The organism is Adonisia turfae CCMR0081 (genome assembly GCF_011009555.1).
Taxonomy (GTDB): Bacteria; Cyanobacteriota; Cyanobacteriia; order Phormidesmidales; family Phormidesmidaceae; genus Leptothoe; species Leptothoe turfae.
Genome location: NZ_QXHD01000004.1, coordinates 6,940,287 through 6,958,139, shown reverse-complemented (window position 1 = coordinate 6,958,139; position 17,853 = coordinate 6,940,287). Strand labels below are relative to the sequence as shown.

Here is a 17,853-nt window from a genome sequence, read left to right as displayed (position 1 = left end):
TGCATACAAGTGTACTTAGACCATAACATTTGCGTTCCATGTACAGCCAGTGCAATGGGGGGATCAACAACTGCTGTAAAGAACGATGGCTCTCCAAACAGCAAGACTTGGTGGGGCAATCCAAGAAGCTAAAATAATCTAGCCAGGAATGTGTAAAGCGGATTATTTATTTAGCCAGACTATAGTTTGCCAGATTTTGTTGAAATCGCAAGATAACCTTATCCAATTTCCAGCATTCGTGTCTACGATGCAGGCTACCTTAGGATAGTTCTAAAATGACTACGGGAAGACAAAGACCTTTATTTGCCTAGGGCGTATCCAAATGGGACCCTGATGGTTGAGCTGGTGGAAGTTGCAGTTCTACATATGTGTACTTTGAATTCCAGTGTTTCCTTTTTCCTCTGGTTTGCTCTGTGTCCTCCACTGTTTTTTCTAAACTATCTCAGCCGGTTATTTTAGGATTTGACCCAGGCCGCGCTAAGTGTGGTCTAGCCATTGTTGGGGTAGATCGCTCATTGTGCTACCACGAGGTGGTTCCGGCTGAGGATGTGATTGAGCATATTGAATCCCTACGTCAGACCTATCCTATCTCGCTGATTGTGATGGGGGACCAGACTGGGGCCAAAATCTGGAAACAGGAATTATCGCAGCGACTACGAGAAAGTCCCAATATCATTTTGGTGGATGAGCGTTATAGCAGTCTGGAAGCTCGCGATCGCTATTGGGAAATGTTTCCCCCTAAAGGTCTGAATCGGATATTGCCCCAGAGTATGCGCAGTATTCCTCGCCCCATTGATGATATCGTCGCGATTTTATTAATTGAGCGGTACCTCAACAAGCTGACTGAAGTCGAGCTGTGATTTGGGCAGATGTTTTATATTTCGCTATCCAAGCAATTTAATATCTCTAAAAGTTCAACGCCGAACTTTGAAACATCAGCCAGGAAATGCCGAACTTTGAAACATCAGCCAGGATAGGAAAAAGTTACTAATGAAAATAGCCAGTAGGGCGGTCACCACTGCTGTCGTGGTTGATTGCCCTACACCCTTGGCTCCCCCTGTTGTGGTTAAGCCCCAGCTCGAACCAATGATTGCTATGAGGCCGCCAAATACGAGGGCTTTGATGATTGCAGCGACTAAATCCCTGACCTCTAGAAACAGCCTTGCTGAGTCTAGAAAGACAGTTTGGGAAATATTGAACATTGTGCTTGTGATCAGCAAACCCCCCGTCATACCTGTAATGAATGACAGGATTGTTAGCAGAGGCAGCATCAACGCACAGGCAACAACTCGGGGCAATACCAGGTAGTCAACCGGGTCTGTCTTCAGGAGCTGCAATGCATCAATCTGCTCGGTCACTTGCATAGTGCCAATTTCAGCTGCGAATGCAGAACCAACCCGACCAGCAATGATCACGGCAGTTAACACTGGGGCTAGCTCCCTTGCCAGCGTCAACGCTAGCACTCCACCAACGGCTGTGCTAGCTCCAAAGTTAATAAATTCACGGGTGACTTGAATTGTGAACACCATACCGACGAAGCTGGCAGTCACCAAAGTGATCAGCAAAGACTCTGGTCCCACGGCAGCCATTTGCTCAATGGTGTTACGCCGATGTAAAGGGCGAGTTGCGAGGTGAACAATGACTTGACCACCCAGTAGAATGGCAGCCATCAAACGCTGACCCCATTTGGCAAGGCTCGACGTAGGAAATGCAGCAGACAAAGGGGATGACTCCTTAGATGCGGGGCAGCAATGAATATTTGAGCATGAGGCTTAATTATTTTAATGGGTTAAGCAGTGGGTTAAGGCAAGACTCTAAATGCTCCGTAGTTTTATGAAAATTTAAGATTCCTCAAGTTGACGCCCATATTCAATGATTGCTCGTATTGTTGGGGTGGTTGTTCCTTATGCCCATGCAGCCAAAAAATGGCAGGAGGTAGAGATGGGCTTGCAGTTATTTAGTTCTTTAGTGCTGACATTGGTCATCTGCTTTTTGCTGCCTGCAGCTGGCATGGGAGTAGCGTTAGGTGCTTTGACCTTGGGCGTTTGGTCGCCGTTATCGACCATTAGTGCTGTAGGTAAAGATTATATGGTGGATTTTTTAATCACCTTTGGTGCAGGCAATATGGTTCAAGGTTTTGTAATTATTTGCTTAACCATCAGTATTGTGGGTGGCTTATTCGATATGTTTACGTTTTACAAATATCTCTATTTGAAATAGAGAGTTTGCCGGAGCGTGTGAATATATCAGCCAGCTTGACTATTTAACAGGACGATATTTACTCTCACGGCATTAGGGCGAATATTAGTGATTTCACTGAATCATCAATATATTGTTGGCACAACATAAAGAAAAGTATCTATGCTGGTAACGGTATTTTGCGCTGAGGTGCTATGGGCGTAATTCCGTTGGCTAAGCCAAAGGTGACGTTTCTATGGACAGTCGCTCTGGCTGTTTTGTTATGGGTGGGACTGGGTGAACCGGCTTGGGCTCAGGTCTCGGTGATATCTGGCCAAGAGCAACTCGCGGTTGAGGCCGAGCCAGAAAGCTCTATTCAGCCTTATCTTGATCGCGTGGCTAATGACGTTAGCGAGTTTACGCTTGATAACGGCATGAAGTTTATCGTGTTGGAGCGTCATCAGGCTCCAGTGGTGTCGATGATGCTCTATGCCAAGGTGGGGGCGGTTAATGAGGAAGATGGTCATACCGGTGTTGCCCATTATCTGGAGCACTTAGCGTTCAAAGGCACAACTCAAATTGGTACCAAGGACTACTCGGCAGAAGCACCGCTGCTACAGGAGATGGATGTGGTCTTTGATCAGCTGATGGCGGCTGAGAAATCAGGTGATGAAGAAAAAACGGCGACGTTGCGATCGCAGTTCGATACCCTTCAATCTCAGGCTGCAGAATACGTTGAACAAAATAAGTTTGGCCAAATTATCGAGCAGTCTGGTGGTCGTGGTCTGAATGCCACCACCTCTGCCGATGCCACCCGTTACTTCTATAGCCTGCCCTCAAATAAGTTAGAGCTGTGGATGTCTTTGGAATCAGAACGCTTCATTGATCCTGTATTCCGTGAATTTTACAAAGAAAAAGAAGTCATCCTGGAAGAGCGCCGCATGCGGGTGGACAACTCCCCCATCGGCCAAATCGTTGAAAAGTTCTTAGAAGTGGCGTTTGACCAGCATCCGTACCGTCGTCCGGTCATTGGCTATAAGGAAGACCTGCGCTTAGCCACTCGCGAAGATATCGCCAAGTTTTTTGATGCTTATTATGGACCGAGCAATTTGATTGCTGCTGTGGTGGGGGATGTTGACCCTGATAATGTCAAGGCTCTAGCCACCGCCTATTTTGGTCGCACTCAATCCCGTAGCCTCCCTCCCGAAGTCGGCATACAGGAACCACCTCAGACAGAGCCTAAATCCTTTGAACTGAAGCTACCCAGTCAACCCTGGTATTTAGAAGGCTTCCATCGTCCTGGTATTAATCATTCTGACCATGTGGTTTATGCCATGATTGAGAGCATTTTGGTAGGGGGGCGCACCTCACGCATGTATCAAGACATGGTGGTGCAATCCCAAGTAGCTCTGAATATTGGCAGCGCCAATGGATTCCCTGGTGATCGCTACGACAATATTCTCTTGCTCTATGGCCTGACGGCTCCTGGTCATACCGTTGATGATATGGCTGAGCGGATGGATGTTTTGCTTACTCAAATAAAGCAAGAACCCGTGACCCCTGAGGAATTAGACCGGGTGAAAACTCAAGCTAGAGCTTCTCTGTTGCGCAATCTGGATTCCAATGCCGGTATGGCGAGCCTGTTGACTGAATACGAAGCTAAAACCAATGACTGGCGTAATGTATTTGAAGAATTAAAAGCCATTGAAGCGGTTACAGCTGAAGATGTGCAGCGTGTAGCTCAAGCAACCTTTGTGCCGAGTAATCGCACCGTTGGTAAACTGCTATCGACGGAGCCATAGCAGCCGGAATATAGAAGCCAGAAGATAGGAACGAGAACAAATTCTTCTCTACCTATCTTTTCTTTTACTTTCTTCTAGTCTTTAGCTAAGCATCTTCACAACGGTTCTCTCTTGCCAACTGCCCATTCTCCTTAAACCCTATGTTCTGGTTTTCTAAGCGTCGTCTGACCACAAGCTTCTTTCTGGCCATGGCTACTCTTGGCTTGGTTCTCACCCTGGGGTGGAGCAAGCCCGCCAATGCTGTGACGGCGCACCACTACACTGATCTAGAATTTGAACCCCTCAGCGAAATTCAAATTCCTGAGTTTGAACGCTATGAACTGCCTAATGGCCTGGTTGTGTACCTCATGGAGAAACATGACCTCCCTTTAGTAAGCGGTTCAGCAACGTTTAGGGCTGGGGAATTTATGGAGCCTGAGGGCAAAACCGGCCTAGCCAGCATTATGGGAGAATCCATGCGGGTAGGGGGAACAGTTAACTATACTCCTGATCAACTCAATCAATTTTTAGAACAGCGGGCGGCATCGGTTGAGAGTAGTCTGAGTGCGACTACGGGGAGTGCTAGCTTTAGCGCTCTGAGTGAGGATCTAGCCGACGTATTTGCAATTTTTTCAGAGGTGATCCAGCAGCCAGCCTTTGCCCCAGAAAAAATTGACCTAATTAAAAGTCAGTACCGTGGCAGCATTGCTCGCCGTAATGATGACCCAGATGATGTCACTACCCGTGAGTTTCGCAAATTAATTTACGGTGATGAAAGTCCCTTTGCTCGAATGGTGGAGTACAGCGACATTGAGAATATTTCACGGGATGACGTTATTGACTTTTATCAAACAGCTATTCAGCCTAGCGGCACAATTTTAGGTATCAGCGGCGATTTTGATGCTACTCAGATGAAGGTGCTGATTGAAGAGTTCTTTGCTGACTGGTCACCCTCAGCTAGGGCAAAGGCTAATGTGCAAGTGCCTCAGGTAGAGCAGCAAACCAATGGTCTATATGTGGTAGATCAGCCCCAGCTCACCCAGAGTTATATTCACATTGGTCATTTGGGGGGTCGTTTAGATAGCCCTGACCATGCCCCGATGGTCATTCTCAACGAAGTGCTAAACGGCTTTGGTGGTCGCCTATTTAATGATATTCGCTCGCGTCAGGGTCTGGCCTACGTGGTTTATGCCTTCTGGAGTCCTCGCTATGACTACCCTGGCTTATTTATTGGCGGTGGTCAAACTCGGTCTGAGACGACGGTACCTTTTATTGAAACCATGTATAGGGAAATTCAGCGGGTACGTCAGGAGCCGATTAAGGCTGAGGAATTGCAATATGCCAAAGATGCAGTGCTCAATAGCTTTGTGTTTAACTTTGCAACTCCGGAGCAAACGCTGTCGCGGCTGATTCGCTATGAGTACTACGGCTATCCATCCGATTTTGTCTTTGAGTTTCAAAAGGCAGTAGAGTCGACAACAATTGAGCAGGTGCTAGAAGCGGCTCAACGTAATTTGAAGCCCAGTGATTTGGTGACCATCGTGGTGGGCAATATTGATGCCATTGACCCTTCTTTAGGGACCTTAGCAGAGGAGGTCAAAATTACTCCGATCGATATTTCTATCCCGGAGTCATCGGTATAGAAGGACTCTTTATTGCCCATGCTTCATTGCTCATATAGAGAATGTCTGAGGAGTACTAGCCCACTAACAGATCTTCTTCGGGGTAGTGTATTGTGCTGGGTCTGGGATCCCCCAAAAGAGCAGACATGAGTAATAAAATGCCTACTCGGCCAATGTACATGGTGACAATGATGACCAACTGGCCGAGGGTGGATAGCTGAGCTGTAATGCCTGTGGATAGCCCTACGGTGGCAAAAGCGGACACTGTTTCAAATAGCAGGTCGATAAATTCGATGCCTGGGTCTGTTAGCGACAGCAGAATGGTCACCATGACCACCGTCATGCCTGATGCAACAACAACACCAACGGCTTTAAGCACCCGCTTATCAGGGATTTCCCGCTGATAGGCCAGGACTTCATCTTCACCTTTGAGGACGGTGCGGGTGCAGTTGAGCAAAATGCGTATTGTGGTGGTCTTGATGCCGCCGCCAGTACTGCCGGGACTAGCGCCGATGAACATAAGTGCGATCGCAATAAACAACGAACTAGTCTCCATGGCCCCAATATCAATGGAGTTAAACCCAGCGGTTCGCATAATTACTGATTGGAAGCCCGCCTCCAGCAATTTCATATTCAAAGGCTCGCCACGCAGAGTAGCAGGATTGCTAAACTCCACAGCAAAAAAGGCCAGGGTGCCAAGAATTAAAAGGACTATGGAGGTGCTAGTGACCACCTTGAAGTGGAGTGAAAAAACCTGGTGCTGACGTTTGCGGCGGATGCGATCGCGTACCCAAATAAACATCTCCATAATCACCTGGTAACCAATACCGCCAATAATCACCAAGCCAGCAATCACCCCATTAATCCAAGGAGACCGAGCATATTGCACCAGACTGTCAGAAAATAGGCTAAACCCCGCATTATTAAAGGCGCTGATGCTATGAAAGATAGATAGCCACAGACTTTGTCCTGCACCATAATCATTGGCAAAGCGAGGCAGTAGTGAAAAGGCCCCGCTCAGCTCAAAAATCATGGTCATGGCGATAATTGATTTGATCAGGGATGCCGCAGATGATAATTCAGTCGTGTCCAACGATTGTTGAATGGCCAGCCGATCTTTGAGACCTAAACGTCGCCCCAATAACAGCAGTAGCAACGTGGTTGCCGTCATGTATCCCAGACCACCCAGCTGTATCAGCAGTAAAATGATGCCTTGGCCGAGAGGTGAAAAATAGGAGCCCGTATCCACCACAATCAGGCCTGTGACACACACCGCTGATGTCGCCGTGAACAGGGCCACGATAGGGTCATTCCATTCACCATTGGCTGTTGCAAAGGGCAGCATTAGTAACAGTGTGCCAACGGTGATCACCGTCAAAAAGCCGACACATACAGTCCTTGAAACGGTCATTGGTGGTTTACTCGCATAGTCCTAATTTAGGATGGTCCCTGCTGATTGTGGAGCAATCGGTGTATTGGCCCAATCTGCCAATACCTAAATTACATATCGGTCAATTTTATGATGCTGTCTTCTTTCAATGGAGATGATTTTGCAATATTCCCTTGGAAAATAAGCAAGAAGGAGGCAATTCTCCATGAGAACAACCCCCTTCCATAGGCCTGTATTGATCAAGTGACCGCAGTTATCGGTCAACGTTGAATTTAGTTAGTGCAATCTACCAGGCGCACAACAGCAGTGGCTGCATAGTTGCGAAGGGCATCAGTATTAGGTGCAAACGCTGTGCCACTCTCATTTACAGGGCTGGCAATGCCACAATAGGCTGAGAGGTTAGAAATCACACTATCAGCCCAGTGACCTTCAGTATCAGAGAACGCAAAGGCCTGTTGTGTGGGCGTTAAAGCAGTTCCCTGACCAAGGGTGCGCTTGCGATACTCAGCCGCTCTACGCAGCACAGCCATCATCTCGGCCCGAGTTACTTCATCGCTGGGCCTGAAGGTACCTTCAGGGTCGCCGCTGACAATGCCACTTTGGCTAGCAAATTGGATTTTTGCAGCACTCCAGCGATCTTGAGGAACGTCGGAGAAGGGAGAGCTAGTAACCTGACTGGGCAGGGCAATAGAGATATTGTCCTGGGCATCCAGTGCTTCAATCACCATGGAGACGAGCTGTTCACGGGTCAGGGCATTACGAGGACGGAAGGTGCCATCCTGGAAGCCGGCAATGAAGCCGATTTCTACTGCACGATTAATCTGTGATGCGTAGACATCGTTCGTGACATCGCGAAAAGCGACTTCTGTCGGTGTGTCAGGATCAGGCGTAGTAGGTGTCCCAGGGTCGGTCACTACGGGGCCACCCCCTTCTACTAGCGACGCTAGGCTGGCATCGTTAGTCAGATACAAGTGTCCTAGTTGACGCCCTTCAAGGGTGCGACGGGTGAGACGCCAGCCAGGATTGAGAAAGACTTTGGTAAACCCATTTTCTGCTTGGCCAAAGGTACGACCAAGGTTGATGGGATCTGCATTGCGATAAGGATTAGTGGGGAAACTGCTAGGTCTACCAACCAAAATATACTCGCCATCTGCTTCCCTGATCTCCAGGTTAAAACGGCTGCCAGCCTCGCCATCACTAGTGCGAATGGAGTAACCATTACTGTCGGTGCTACGTCCACAGATGCCACTGAAGTCAAAGTTAAGCAATAGTGGTTCGATTTGAGTGGGTTGTGAGCCAGACTCACTCCAACACTGACGCTCATCGGTTCTCTGTTCGATGATCATGAATTGGGGGCGACCCAGCAGACCACCGCCAGGAGCGGCCACGAGTACAAAGTCTTCTTGATCAACTTCAACATTGCCAAAAGACTGGGCATCTACGCGGGTAGTCGCTCCAAGAATAGTTAGGGTCGCTGCGGTGGCAGCAGCGATAGCTAAGCGTAGTGGATTCATTGTTGATTTCTTGAAAGTATGAAGCAGGACCTGATTTGAATGTTGCCCGATGGGCATAAAGACGTGACGTTACGGTAATTTTTCTTGATGGAAGCTTTAATTTAAAAACTTCAGATGTTAACCCGATATTTTTAACCCTAAGGACTAACCCAGCACTCAAAGCCGTGATTTTGGCTTTTTTAGGGTTACCCTTAGGCTTTCAGGAACGTAATAAAGACCGTTTCCTTCGTGTCGAAGCCGCACGGCGAACCATATGCTTCTACATGGGTAAGTGCCATTACGGAAACTAGACCACAAACTTGCCTTTGTTATGTTGAATTTGACACGATAGAACTGCTGTGTAAGGAGCTCCTCAAGAATGCAACCGATGGTTCTAGGAATAACCCAGTGGCTATGGCATTGCAGACTTCATCCGGTCGCTTTAGCGGGCGTCACACTATTGACCATGATGTTTGTTCAGAGTCCAATCGCCCAAGCCTTGGATGAAAATGATCTCAAACGCTTGCTTGAAACGAATGAATGCCCTGGTTGCAACTTAGAACAGGCTGATTTAAGACGCTTAGATCTGACAGGTGCCAATCTGGAAGGTGCCAACTTGAGAGACGCTAATTTGTTCTATGCAGTTTTAGATGGCGCTAATCTCAAAGGGGCCGATCTGAGCCAGAGTAACTTGGCGTATGTCAGAGCCCTGACTATCCTAACAGAGGCCACCGATAGTGAAGGCAACTTCCTCGAATTTCCAGCCCAATTTGTAGGTGCTGACCTGGAGGGGGCTCTACTAAACTATGCTGACTTTTCTGGTGCTGAAATGATGGAAGCTAATTTTTTAGATGCTTACATCAATAAGACTCAATTCGTAGGAGCTCAACTACAGCATTCCAACTTTGTGGGGGTTATCCACGATGTTGATCTGACAGGGGCCAATCTCTGTGGTGCGACCTACTGGGGAGGCATTGACTATAGACGTGCTTGTAATGTGCCCGTACCTGATTTGGTAGAGTAGGCGAGGCCTTTTGATTAAATGGACAAGGAGATTTTGAGTTTTGAATTTCCAAGTTTTGAGTTGTAGACCATCGCCAATGATGTCTTTACTGAACTGTAGCTCACTCAAAATTAAGAACTCAAAACTCAAAATTTCTAAACCTGGCTAGTCTTGCTTCACTTTTTTGAGCATTTCTACGAGAACATGGTGGGCGTCCTTGGCATCGGCTAAGGGACGCTCAAAGCTAACACGTACGGGCGTGTTTTGGCCGTTTACCGTGGCATCTAGATCCATGCCAGTGGTGTCAATGGCTGTCATGGTGGCCGCTGTTGCAGCGGTGGCATCGCCAAACTTTTGGGCGTAGATTAGCACTGCATCGGCGTGATCATCATTCATGTGCTTACAGATGCGATCGCTGACAGTTGACGTAATTGCTTCAGCCATAGAATTTTCCTGAAAAATTTCCTACACTACTGTTCTAAATCATAGGCGGGTCTTCAACATGATTGTTTTGTAATAACAATTCATGGCATTGTTAGAGACGTTATAGAACTTGTTTCTTTGCGCTCAGGCAGTTGATAGTATCCTCATCTCCCCCGCCCGGCAGCGAGCATCCTTGGCCAACGGGGCATATTTTTCAGAGCCCTGGGGCCCATCTCACCTATCGTGTTATCGGTCCCTGTTGCCGATTATTTGACCGTGAACAATTGCCTTGGCCTTGTTGTCGTCTACAGTGGCGTGGCAAAGAGCCGAGTTGGCGACGCATTGGTCGACGCTTCATTGTGGATCTAGCGACTAGGCGTCATCCATCCTACTGTGTTGAGATTGTGGGCCAAGGATATCGTGCCCAACCCATTGTGGTGACTCTCTACATGAGTCTTTTATCTAGGGAGATGCAGAACTGGTGGCACACCAAGCGGCGCTATTTAGAATCAGGAACCACCGATGCTGGCTCGTTAGAGAAGGCCAATTCATCTAAAGAGATGATACCTATGCAAGTCAGGAGTGCTCAACCCGCTCCATAAATCTTGCGATAGGATTGTTAATGTCTCTCCTAGCAATTCATATTGACGGACGGTTATGAGTATTGAGGTTCATTTCTTGCCCGATAACGTCACCGTTTCGGCCAATCCAGGAGAACCTATTTTACAAGTTGCAGAACGTGCTGGAGTTACCATACCCACTGGATGCTTGATGGGCTCATGTCATGCCTGTGAAGTTGATGTGGAAGGTCAAGAAGAACCGATTTGTGCCTGTATCTCTGCTGTTCCAGCGACCCAGTCTCCCTATGTTATTAATCTCTATGTAGATCCCACCTGGTAAGTAGCCACCACTTGGTGATCCCTCATCCACCAGGTGGCAGCTAGTAATCAAGACTTATGGGTGACAGACAGCTACTCTGTTAGTGCTTTTGGCGCTCACTCTAAGAGTACAGCTTCATAAGGAATGACGCCGACCTTGTCGCTGCCCAAACATTGGGCAGCTGCCTTAGATAAATCCAAGGAACGTTTACCAATGTAAGGTCCTCGATCGTTAATGCGCACAACCACTGTCCGATTATTGTTCAAATTACGGACTTGCAGAATGGTATTGAACGGTAAGGATTTGTGGGCTGCGGTCAAAGTATTTTGATCAAAGGTCTCTCCATTGGCCGTTAAGCGACCATGGAAATAGGGGCCATACCAAGATGCAATGCCATTGAGCTCTTGTTCAGAAGGCTTTAATCCCTTAAACATTAACTGAATTGTGCCAGCGTCTAACGGGGCTGCACCCATTTTCTGACGCAGGTGGTCGCTCCAAGCAATGGCTGCCCATTCGTTGCTTAATGCCAAGGCACTATCTACAGAAACATCGTCCCTATTCTCCTGGGTTAGTATCTTCAGCAAGATGTCACTGCTTAAACGAATGGCGGGTTGAGGGCTACCTAAAACAGGTGCTATTTCATGAGGATTGATGGGCTCATCGACCAGCATTGCTTGCAGGCTCTGGGCCACCTGCTCAGTGTCGTTTGTGCTGTTGACTGCGCCAATGACATTCCCTCGCAGTAAAACCTGTAACGTCGCAGTGCCCTGAGGGGCGGCGTAAGGAATATCAACACACTGCTGCAATTCCTGTCTAGGCATCACTGGGGTTGGACTTTCCGGTTCTGCAACCACTGGATTAGTAGTGGTGCTAGTGGATGAATTCTGGCTAGCTTGCGTTTTGCCAAACTCAGGAGTTTGCGCTGCTATGGAAGGAATATCTGATGATGAGGTTGTACTGGCAGCCTCAATTTGTGATAAAGGATTGCTGAGGGAGCTAGTTGCAAATGCTTGCTCAAGAGATTCAGCCCCATAGGCTAAATTTAGAGGCTCCAACAGTTGAAAGGACCTATCAGGCAGTAGGGTTTTAATTTGGTCGGAGTCGGTCGGTAATGCTTCAGCGAAGACGTGTGACTGTTGGCGAACTTGCTGAGGTAATAATACAGCTAGGGTTTCGAGCAAACCCGAAGAAATGGTTGGTTTCTGTAGGGTGATTTGATTAGTTCGGCTTACACCATTAGTAAGCGCGGGCGCTGAAGATACGGTTACTTCAAGAACCGGTACATCAAACATAAAAGAGCTTACAGATGAACACTTTACTAAAGAACCAGCTCCCAGACCTGGTGTGAAACCGTAATTTCAACATAGACGGTAGCTGGTGCCAGAAAAAATTAGGAAATAACTCTACCCTCTGGCCAGGTATTGTATCTAAAATTACAGTCCGTTCAGTATACAGTCTGTTCTTAGTATTAATACTTTCTGTCATCGACTCATTAATAACTGAAAAGGCAATATCAGGAAAAATGAACGGGTGAAGAACTAGGTCTGTTGGGAATTGCCATGAAATTAGATACCAATATTTTGCTTAAAAAAATAAGTAAAATTAATCTTTGCTGTCAATAAAATAGCTCATATTCATGAAAATCGGCTTGACAGGTAGAAATGGCAACTGAGGATAGGTATGGGGAATGATGGGGTTAGAGAACGATTAATTGCTCACCTTAAAGAGCTAATTCGTCAGCGAGATCCCTACATTGCCACGCAAGGTTATCACTATGCGCGGCACTACCTCCGCACCCAGTTAAGCCTATGTGGGGCTATCACTGTCATGGGTTTCAGGGTACAAGGTAAGGAGCATTTTAACTTCTGTCTTGACTTGCCGGGGTACCAACCGTCACGGGCACCTGTGGTTATTGGTGCCCACTACGACACAGTGCCTGGCTGCCCCGGTGCTGATGATAATGCCACTGGACTGGCTGTTTTATTGGAACTAGCGCGCCGATTCTCTTGCCGGCCGCCACGGCGACCTGTGCGTTTAGTGGCGTTTGATTTAGAAGAATATGGCTTGTTGGGTAGTAAAGCCTATGTAAAAGAACTGAATGGGCTGCCCATTCATCTCATGCTGTCTTTGGAGATGCTTGGATATTGTGTCAAACAGTCGGTATCTGACCAGCCAAGCCAGGCTTACCCTTTAGAATCTTTGAAGTACATCTACCCCAAGACAGGAGACTTTATTGCTCTCATCGGTAATTGGCAGGCGCTGCCTCAGTTGTGGCGATTGAATCGGTCTTTCAATGTAGCGGGCGTTGACTGCGCTTGGTTGCCCATGATGAATCGAGGATTGCCTTTGCCTATGACCCGTCGCAGTGATCATGCTCCCTTTTGGGATGCTGGTTATAACGCCATCATGGTGACGGATACAGCTGATTTACGTAATCCTCACTACCACGCTGCAACAGACACCTTTGAAACGTTGGATCTAGAGTTTTTGACCCAGGTTTGTCTGGGGTTGGGGCAATGCATTGCTCAACTGTAATGATTGAATGTGATGATTGGACATCTATAGCAGTCTGAGCTGCTGATTTTGTAGCTCATCAATGGCTACAGCCTCTGTGTCCACAGCCTCCAGATCTACTGAATCTGGGTGATGTTTATCATCATTGAGTAATGTTTGGGCCGCTAGCAGCATGTCGTCGGCCAACTCAGTCAAGTCGTCACGATTGGCTAAATAGGTTTGCAGAGCGCCCAGGGGGTCACGGGTGTTGTCCGATGTGAGCTCGGGTAGACGAGGGCGGGTGAGTTGGCTAACGAGCTCGGGATGAATGGTGTAGGAATGGGTATGGGACAACGCCTGATGTAGGGCAGTATGGTCAATTTGATCAATTTGAGCCGGGTTTAATTTATAGGCTAAACGTACAACGGCGTCGGCAATGTCAGTGTTGGCTAGCTTGTCTTCCAGATGTTGTTGGGGGGTGTCTGTTTTGGAAAGATCAATATTTAAGGTTTTAAAGGCACGTACGGGCAAAGGGCAGAACTCGATCGACGTTTGCCCAGGATGTATGTCTGCTAGTACGAATCCTTTGTCTTCTTTTTCTTCGCTAAAGTCTACCCGTTCAATGCTGCCTGGGTAGACTACCAAAGGTTCTTGGCAAAGGATTTGATGCTTGTGCACGTGACCGAGGGCGACATAGTCAAAACAGGGACGAGCTAGCAGTGCCATGGGCACGGTAAAGCCTTTACCAACAGCTAAAAACTTTTCAGCACCATAGCGAGCGGTATCCGTCATCAGGTGTGCTAACAGAATGCTGGGAATGTTGGGAGCTAGCTGACGAATCTCTCCTTCTAAGGCAACTCGTAAACGGTCAAGCATGAGCTCATTGACATCACCTAGGGATAATCCTTCGGTTTCGGGACGGGTGAGTAGGGTGGAATGGGTAAGCCAGGGCAGGGTGACCACCTGAATAGGCCCTGCCTGGGTCTCAATGCGGTGAGTGGTTAAACTGTCGCCGACAATAATGTCAGGGACTCCCAAAGTGCGATAAATGCAGAGACTGGCACCGCCCATTCCTTGGGAATGCTGGTCGTGGTTGCCGACTAACAACACAGTCGGAATATGGGCATGGACTAATCGCTGAAACTGTTGTGCAAAGGCTTGCTGCACTATAGGGGGTGGTGTGGCATCTGGAAAAGCATCGCCGCCGAACAGGACTAGATCGACGGGGTCACTGAGAGCTCGATCAATGCAGCGACTGAGGGTGGTAACAAAATCTTCTAAACGGGTATTTAGTCCAGTTTCGGGGTTAATGTGCCCATGGCTAAAGCCACTACCCATATGGATATCTGAGAGATGGAGAACCTTAACCATGGGGGGTGTGACTAAGACGTGCGATCGCTATCAGTATCTTTGTCCTAGTTCAGAACGTCAAGGGTTACAGCTATAGTTCTGCCTGAGTTGTGTGATAGCTGTCTATATCAGCAAATAACTTATCGATGTGTTCGTTGGTGGTAAACGGGTTGAGTAAAACTGCCTTGAGCCATCGCTGGCCTCGATATACTGGCAAAGATAAGCAGGTATTGCCTTGTTTTAAAAGCCACTGTTGCAGCGAGTGATTCCACTGGTCTTGCTTTTCGATGGGCACGGTGTTGGGTTCTGAGCGAAAACAGATCAGGTTCATTTGCGGCTCGCTGGCCAGAGTCAGAAAGGGGCGTTCTTTCACAGCTGAGGTAAAGGTTTGGGTTAATGCATAGTTGTGGTCAATGATGGCACTGTAGCCGTTTCGACCAATGTGCTGCAGTGATAGCCAAAGCTTAAGAATGTCAGGATGGCGTGTTCCTTGCACCGTCAGTTCTCCTAGATTTGGCCAGTCGTTGTGATCGTTCATGTAAGGGGCTAATACTCGAAAATACTCCTGGAGCTGATCGAATTGACGAAACATGACGATAGCGCAGGTTTTCGCCACATACAGCCACTTTTGTGGGTTAAAGGTGACTGAGTTGGCCTGTTCGATGCCTGCTAGCTGAGATTGATGACGATCTGAAAACATCAGCGCTCCGCCATAGGCTGCATCCACATGAAACCAAAGCTGGTGCAGATTGGCGATATGGGCCATTTCTGCAATGGGGTCGATGCTGCCTGTGACGGTTGTGCCAGCGGTGGCAACAATGGCAAAGGGCTGCTGACCATTGGCCTTGGCTTGGATGAGCTTAGTTTTTAGATCGGTGATGTCAATTTGAGAATTCTGATGGGTGGCTACAGGAATTGCCGCCTTAGTGCCTAAACCCATGACCATGGCTGCCTTTTTAAACGAAGTGTGGGCGACTTCTGAGACGAAGAAAACGGGCTGTTTTACTTGCGTAATGCCATGGTCGAGAGCATTGAAGGCTGCATTCCGTGCCACGATGAGAGCCTGTAGATTAGCAAGACTGCCGCCGCTCACCAAAACACCGTTGGCTTGAGGACCCAGACCAAACAACTGGGCCACTTGCTTTAAAACAAGAATTTCTAACCGGGAGAAAACGGGCGACATTTCCACACTCAACATATTGTTGTTGAGGGCAGCCACCAGCAGATCGGCAATCACTGACATGGTGGATGGAATGGAGTCCATGTGGCTGATGTAGCCTGGATGGGCGGCATTCATGGAGTGGTGGAGGTGAGTTTGGACTTCTATCAAGAGCTGTTGAACATCCACGGACGCCTTGGCTAATTTGGCCCAGCCATAATCCTCTGTAAGCAAAGGCTCAGGCAACGGAGAACGCTCCGTTGCCTGAGCCATGGTTTCAACCAGTAGATCGACTACTTGATGTAAGAGAGTTGCGATCGCATCCCGATTTTTTCCATCAGGACGAATAAATGCCGTTGTCGGCAAGGCCGAAAAATCCACCGTATCAGTTGTTTATTGAAGGTGCTTTACCAGGGTAATCAATAAACCCACCGAACACGCGGTTTACCTGGTCGCATCCCTAGATGGACAAATCCTTTTTTGGCACCGTAGCCAATACTGTGGGGATATTGTTGGTCACACCAAGCCTCCACCTCATAGACGCTAACGTTTTTGATGTAGAAATCCACCGCACCCGTATCTGGCGCATCGTATAGGTGCTCAGACCGTCGAGCACCACCCACTTTGGCATTAATGCTGGGAGGACGATAACCTGAGGTGATCACCAGTGGATTACCCCCAAAGTAGTCACGGCATTTCTCAAGGAACACCGCGATCTCATAGGCTGTCTTGCACTGAAAACCATGCCGAAAGCGTCGTGATTCCTCATAAAGTGCAAATTCTCCATAGGTTATATGGGGAGTAATTAGCGTGTCAAAGGACATCTCTGGGGTCAGTCCCGCACCGACGGGCTGCTTTCCAGCGACATCGCGAACAATACGATCTAACCGTTCTTCTGGTTTGCGATCGCCTGCTTCACCCGCTTCATCATGATCATCGTCCCAGTTGGGTGCCGCTGAGGTCACCTTTTTGCAGAACAAAGCCGCCTCTGCTAAACGACGGCGACGCAGACCTTCTTCGACCGATGTGCCCGGATTTCTGTACTTCACAAATTGGGCTTCTATCCAGCGATGATCATTCCACTGCTCGGGAGAATCACAGACGCGTGTAATGGATTCAAAATTATAGCCGCGATAAAAACCAGAACCCAGGTTATAGGCAAAGCTATAAAGCGCCCCACGCTGGTTGATATTCATACGGTTCCATGTGGGAATTTTCTCTAAGGCTTTGCGGCAGGACTTATCCACATGGTCGATGAGATATTCTTCTGCTTGATCCTTGTTAATAATGTCACCTTGCTTGACGGGAACACCGTCAGGATAGCGAGTAGTGCCATAGCCAATAGTAGGCAGTGCCCAGCCCTTGAGCGGATCGGCATAGGCTTGAGCCCGACCATCCGATAGCGCCTTAGCGTAGCCCTCAAACTCCTTGATTAACTCAATGCCAGCTCGAGGAAGTTTGCCCAGCAAGGAGTCCGATGGACGTTCAGGGTTAGGAACCTGAGGCGGCTTAGGTTTACCAATAGTTTGACCACTGACAGGCACCGCAATAACACCCAGCTGGTCGATCCATCGTCCACTTTGGCCATAAAAGCCAACAACCTGGTGGTTTGCGGGAACCTCTAAATCAATAACCGTATTGGGTTGTTTACCAAAGAGGATGTTGCGCCCTTGGTTGGTAATAAACTCTATAGAACCGACATAACGGCTGCCTGTCAGTCTAACGTTAGTAATATATTCGTTGGCATTCAGAACGAAGGATTGAAGCGTTGATCCGTCTCCGCCACGGGCAGGGTGCTCATAATGTTCCCAAATCATTTGGACTTGGTCGACATACCGACCGACCCGTACTCTAACTTCGACGGGGTTTGCCTGCTGGGCAAAAATCTGATCACTGCCTGCGGGAGGCCAATTGATATCTGAGAAAGCTTTGCCACCACCGCCACCTGCGGATGAGCTCCGCCAGAGTTTTCCGACTAAAGTACTTGAGGTTTCCATAAGTGTATGCCTGTTCTACGTAGATGTTAGCCCGTGGATTTTTGGATGTGTCTGGGCTGAAATATCAGTTAGCTATGGCTTTTAC

The 17,853-nt window shown here is 48.1% G+C and carries 16 protein-coding genes; 8 read left to right on the top strand and 8 right to left on the bottom strand.

What is annotated here, in order from left to right; genetic code table 11:
* The first annotated feature begins 413 nt into the window (after positions 1-413).
* Positions 414-860 carry a RuvC family protein gene (locus DXZ20_RS33555; RefSeq protein ID WP_163661199.1) on the top strand — a complete coding sequence of 149 codons (447 nt, stop codon included), beginning with the start codon at positions 414-416 and terminating at the stop codon, positions 858-860.
* Between the two features lie 75 nt (positions 861-935).
* Here the strand turns inward: DXZ20_RS33555 and DXZ20_RS33550 are convergent, their stop codons facing one another.
* A complete protein-coding gene (locus tag DXZ20_RS33550; protein WP_163661197.1) occupies positions 936-1,721 on the bottom strand; it encodes an MlaE family lipid ABC transporter permease subunit in 786 nt (261 codons plus the stop codon).
* Positions 1,722-1,872: 151 nt separating this feature from the next.
* Here DXZ20_RS33550 and DXZ20_RS33545 point away from each other — a divergent pair, with 151 nt between their 5' ends.
* The 3 genes from DXZ20_RS33545 to DXZ20_RS33535 all read left to right on the top strand — a co-directional run bounded on the left by DXZ20_RS33545 (position 1,873) and on the right by DXZ20_RS33535 (position 5,602).
* Complete coding sequence (locus DXZ20_RS33545) at positions 1,873-2,220, top strand: hypothetical protein (RefSeq protein ID WP_163661195.1); 348 nt, start codon at positions 1,873-1,875, stop codon at positions 2,218-2,220.
* 173 nt (positions 2,221-2,393) lie between these two features.
* The gene (locus tag DXZ20_RS33540; RefSeq protein WP_163702997.1) at positions 2,394-3,980 is read left to right on the top strand and encodes a M16 family metallopeptidase; all 1,587 of its coding nucleotides are present in this window, start codon (positions 2,394-2,396) and stop codon (positions 3,978-3,980) included.
* Between the two features lie 140 nt (positions 3,981-4,120).
* Complete coding sequence (locus DXZ20_RS33535; RefSeq protein WP_163661191.1) at positions 4,121-5,602, top strand: M16 family metallopeptidase; 1,482 nt, start codon at positions 4,121-4,123, stop codon at positions 5,600-5,602.
* A gap of 55 nt (positions 5,603-5,657) precedes the next feature.
* Here DXZ20_RS33535 and DXZ20_RS33530 read toward each other — a convergent pair whose 3' ends face one another.
* On the bottom strand, positions 5,658-6,992 hold the full coding sequence (locus DXZ20_RS33530) for a TrkH family potassium uptake protein (RefSeq protein ID WP_163661189.1): 1,335 nt from the start codon (positions 6,990-6,992) through the stop codon (positions 5,658-5,660).
* A gap of 251 nt (positions 6,993-7,243) precedes the next feature.
* A complete protein-coding gene (locus tag DXZ20_RS33525) occupies positions 7,244-8,485 on the bottom strand; it encodes a DUF3747 domain-containing protein (RefSeq protein WP_163661187.1) in 1,242 nt (413 codons plus the stop codon).
* 367 nt (positions 8,486-8,852) lie between these two features.
* On the opposite strand from DXZ20_RS33525, the gene DXZ20_RS33520 reads away from it, so the two are divergent.
* Positions 8,853-9,488, top strand: coding sequence for a pentapeptide repeat-containing protein (locus DXZ20_RS33520; protein WP_250566021.1), 636 nt, complete (start codon positions 8,853-8,855; stop codon positions 9,486-9,488).
* Positions 9,489-9,632: 144 nt separating this feature from the next.
* Here the strand turns inward: DXZ20_RS33520 and DXZ20_RS33515 are convergent, their stop codons facing one another.
* On the bottom strand, positions 9,633-9,911 hold the full coding sequence (locus tag DXZ20_RS33515; RefSeq protein WP_163661183.1) for a DUF2470 domain-containing protein: 279 nt from the start codon (positions 9,909-9,911) through the stop codon (positions 9,633-9,635).
* 131 nt (positions 9,912-10,042) lie between these two features.
* On the opposite strand from DXZ20_RS33515, the gene DXZ20_RS33510 reads away from it, so the two are divergent.
* Positions 10,043-10,492 carry a DUF8632 family protein gene (locus tag DXZ20_RS33510; protein ID WP_163702996.1) on the top strand — a complete coding sequence of 150 codons (450 nt, stop codon included), beginning with the start codon at positions 10,043-10,045 and terminating at the stop codon, positions 10,490-10,492.
* Between the two features lie 55 nt (positions 10,493-10,547).
* The gene (locus tag DXZ20_RS33505) at positions 10,548-10,790 is read left to right on the top strand and encodes a 2Fe-2S iron-sulfur cluster-binding protein (protein WP_006517251.1); all 243 of its coding nucleotides are present in this window, start codon (positions 10,548-10,550) and stop codon (positions 10,788-10,790) included.
* 95 nt (positions 10,791-10,885) lie between these two features.
* On the opposite strand, the gene DXZ20_RS37985 is transcribed toward DXZ20_RS33505, so the two are convergent.
* Positions 10,886-12,061 (bottom strand): septal ring lytic transglycosylase RlpA family protein, encoded by a 1,176-nt coding sequence (locus DXZ20_RS37985; protein WP_250566020.1) that lies wholly within the window; start codon positions 12,059-12,061, stop codon positions 10,886-10,888.
* 388 nt (positions 12,062-12,449) lie between these two features.
* Between DXZ20_RS37985 and DXZ20_RS33495 the strand changes: the two genes are divergently transcribed.
* Positions 12,450-13,304, top strand: coding sequence for a M28 family peptidase (locus DXZ20_RS33495; protein ID WP_163702995.1), 855 nt, complete (start codon positions 12,450-12,452; stop codon positions 13,302-13,304).
* Between the two features lie 24 nt (positions 13,305-13,328).
* Here the strand turns inward: DXZ20_RS33495 and sbcD are convergent, their stop codons facing one another.
* From sbcD to DXZ20_RS33480, 3 genes are all read right to left on the bottom strand, one after another.
* The gene (gene sbcD / locus DXZ20_RS33490) at positions 13,329-14,633 is read right to left on the bottom strand and encodes an exonuclease subunit SbcD (RefSeq protein ID WP_163702994.1); all 1,305 of its coding nucleotides are present in this window, start codon (positions 14,631-14,633) and stop codon (positions 13,329-13,331) included.
* A 70-nt stretch (positions 14,634-14,703) separates the two neighbouring features.
* Positions 14,704-16,152, bottom strand: coding sequence for an aminotransferase class I/II-fold pyridoxal phosphate-dependent enzyme (locus tag DXZ20_RS33485; RefSeq protein ID WP_163661177.1), 1,449 nt, complete (start codon positions 16,150-16,152; stop codon positions 14,704-14,706).
* Between the two features lie 38 nt (positions 16,153-16,190).
* The gene (locus DXZ20_RS33480) at positions 16,191-17,768 is read right to left on the bottom strand and encodes a D-Ala-D-Ala carboxypeptidase family metallohydrolase (protein ID WP_163702993.1); all 1,578 of its coding nucleotides are present in this window, start codon (positions 17,766-17,768) and stop codon (positions 16,191-16,193) included.
* Positions 17,769-17,853: the final 85 nt, after the last annotated feature.

Coding starts and splice junctions, on each gene's coding strand:
- DXZ20_RS33545 (WP_163661195.1), top strand. CDS start 1,873: ATGATTGCTCGTATTGTTGGGGTGGTTGTTCCTTATGCCCATGCAGCC.
- DXZ20_RS33540 (WP_163702997.1), top strand. CDS start 2,394: ATGGGCGTAATTCCGTTGGCTAAGCCAAAGGTGACGTTTCTATGGACA.
- DXZ20_RS33535 (WP_163661191.1), top strand. CDS start 4,121: ATGTTCTGGTTTTCTAAGCGTCGTCTGACCACAAGCTTCTTTCTGGCC.
- DXZ20_RS33530 (WP_163661189.1), bottom strand. CDS start 6,992: ATGACCGTTTCAAGGACTGTATGTGTCGGCTTTTTGACGGTGATCACC.
- DXZ20_RS33525 (WP_163661187.1), bottom strand. CDS start 8,485: ATGAATCCACTACGCTTAGCTATCGCTGCTGCCACCGCAGCGACCCTA.
- DXZ20_RS33520 (WP_250566021.1), top strand. CDS start 8,853: ATGGTTCTAGGAATAACCCAGTGGCTATGGCATTGCAGACTTCATCCG.
- DXZ20_RS33515 (WP_163661183.1), bottom strand. CDS start 9,911: ATGGCTGAAGCAATTACGTCAACTGTCAGCGATCGCATCTGTAAGCAC.
- DXZ20_RS33505 (WP_006517251.1), top strand. CDS start 10,548: ATGAGTATTGAGGTTCATTTCTTGCCCGATAACGTCACCGTTTCGGCC.
- DXZ20_RS37985 (WP_250566020.1), bottom strand. CDS start 12,061: ATGTTTGATGTACCGGTTCTTGAAGTAACCGTATCTTCAGCGCCCGCG.
- DXZ20_RS33495 (WP_163702995.1), top strand. CDS start 12,450: ATGGGGAATGATGGGGTTAGAGAACGATTAATTGCTCACCTTAAAGAG.
- sbcD (WP_163702994.1), bottom strand. CDS start 14,633: ATGGTTAAGGTTCTCCATCTCTCAGATATCCATATGGGTAGTGGCTTT.
- DXZ20_RS33480 (WP_163702993.1), bottom strand. CDS start 17,768: ATGGAAACCTCAAGTACTTTAGTCGGAAAACTCTGGCGGAGCTCATCC.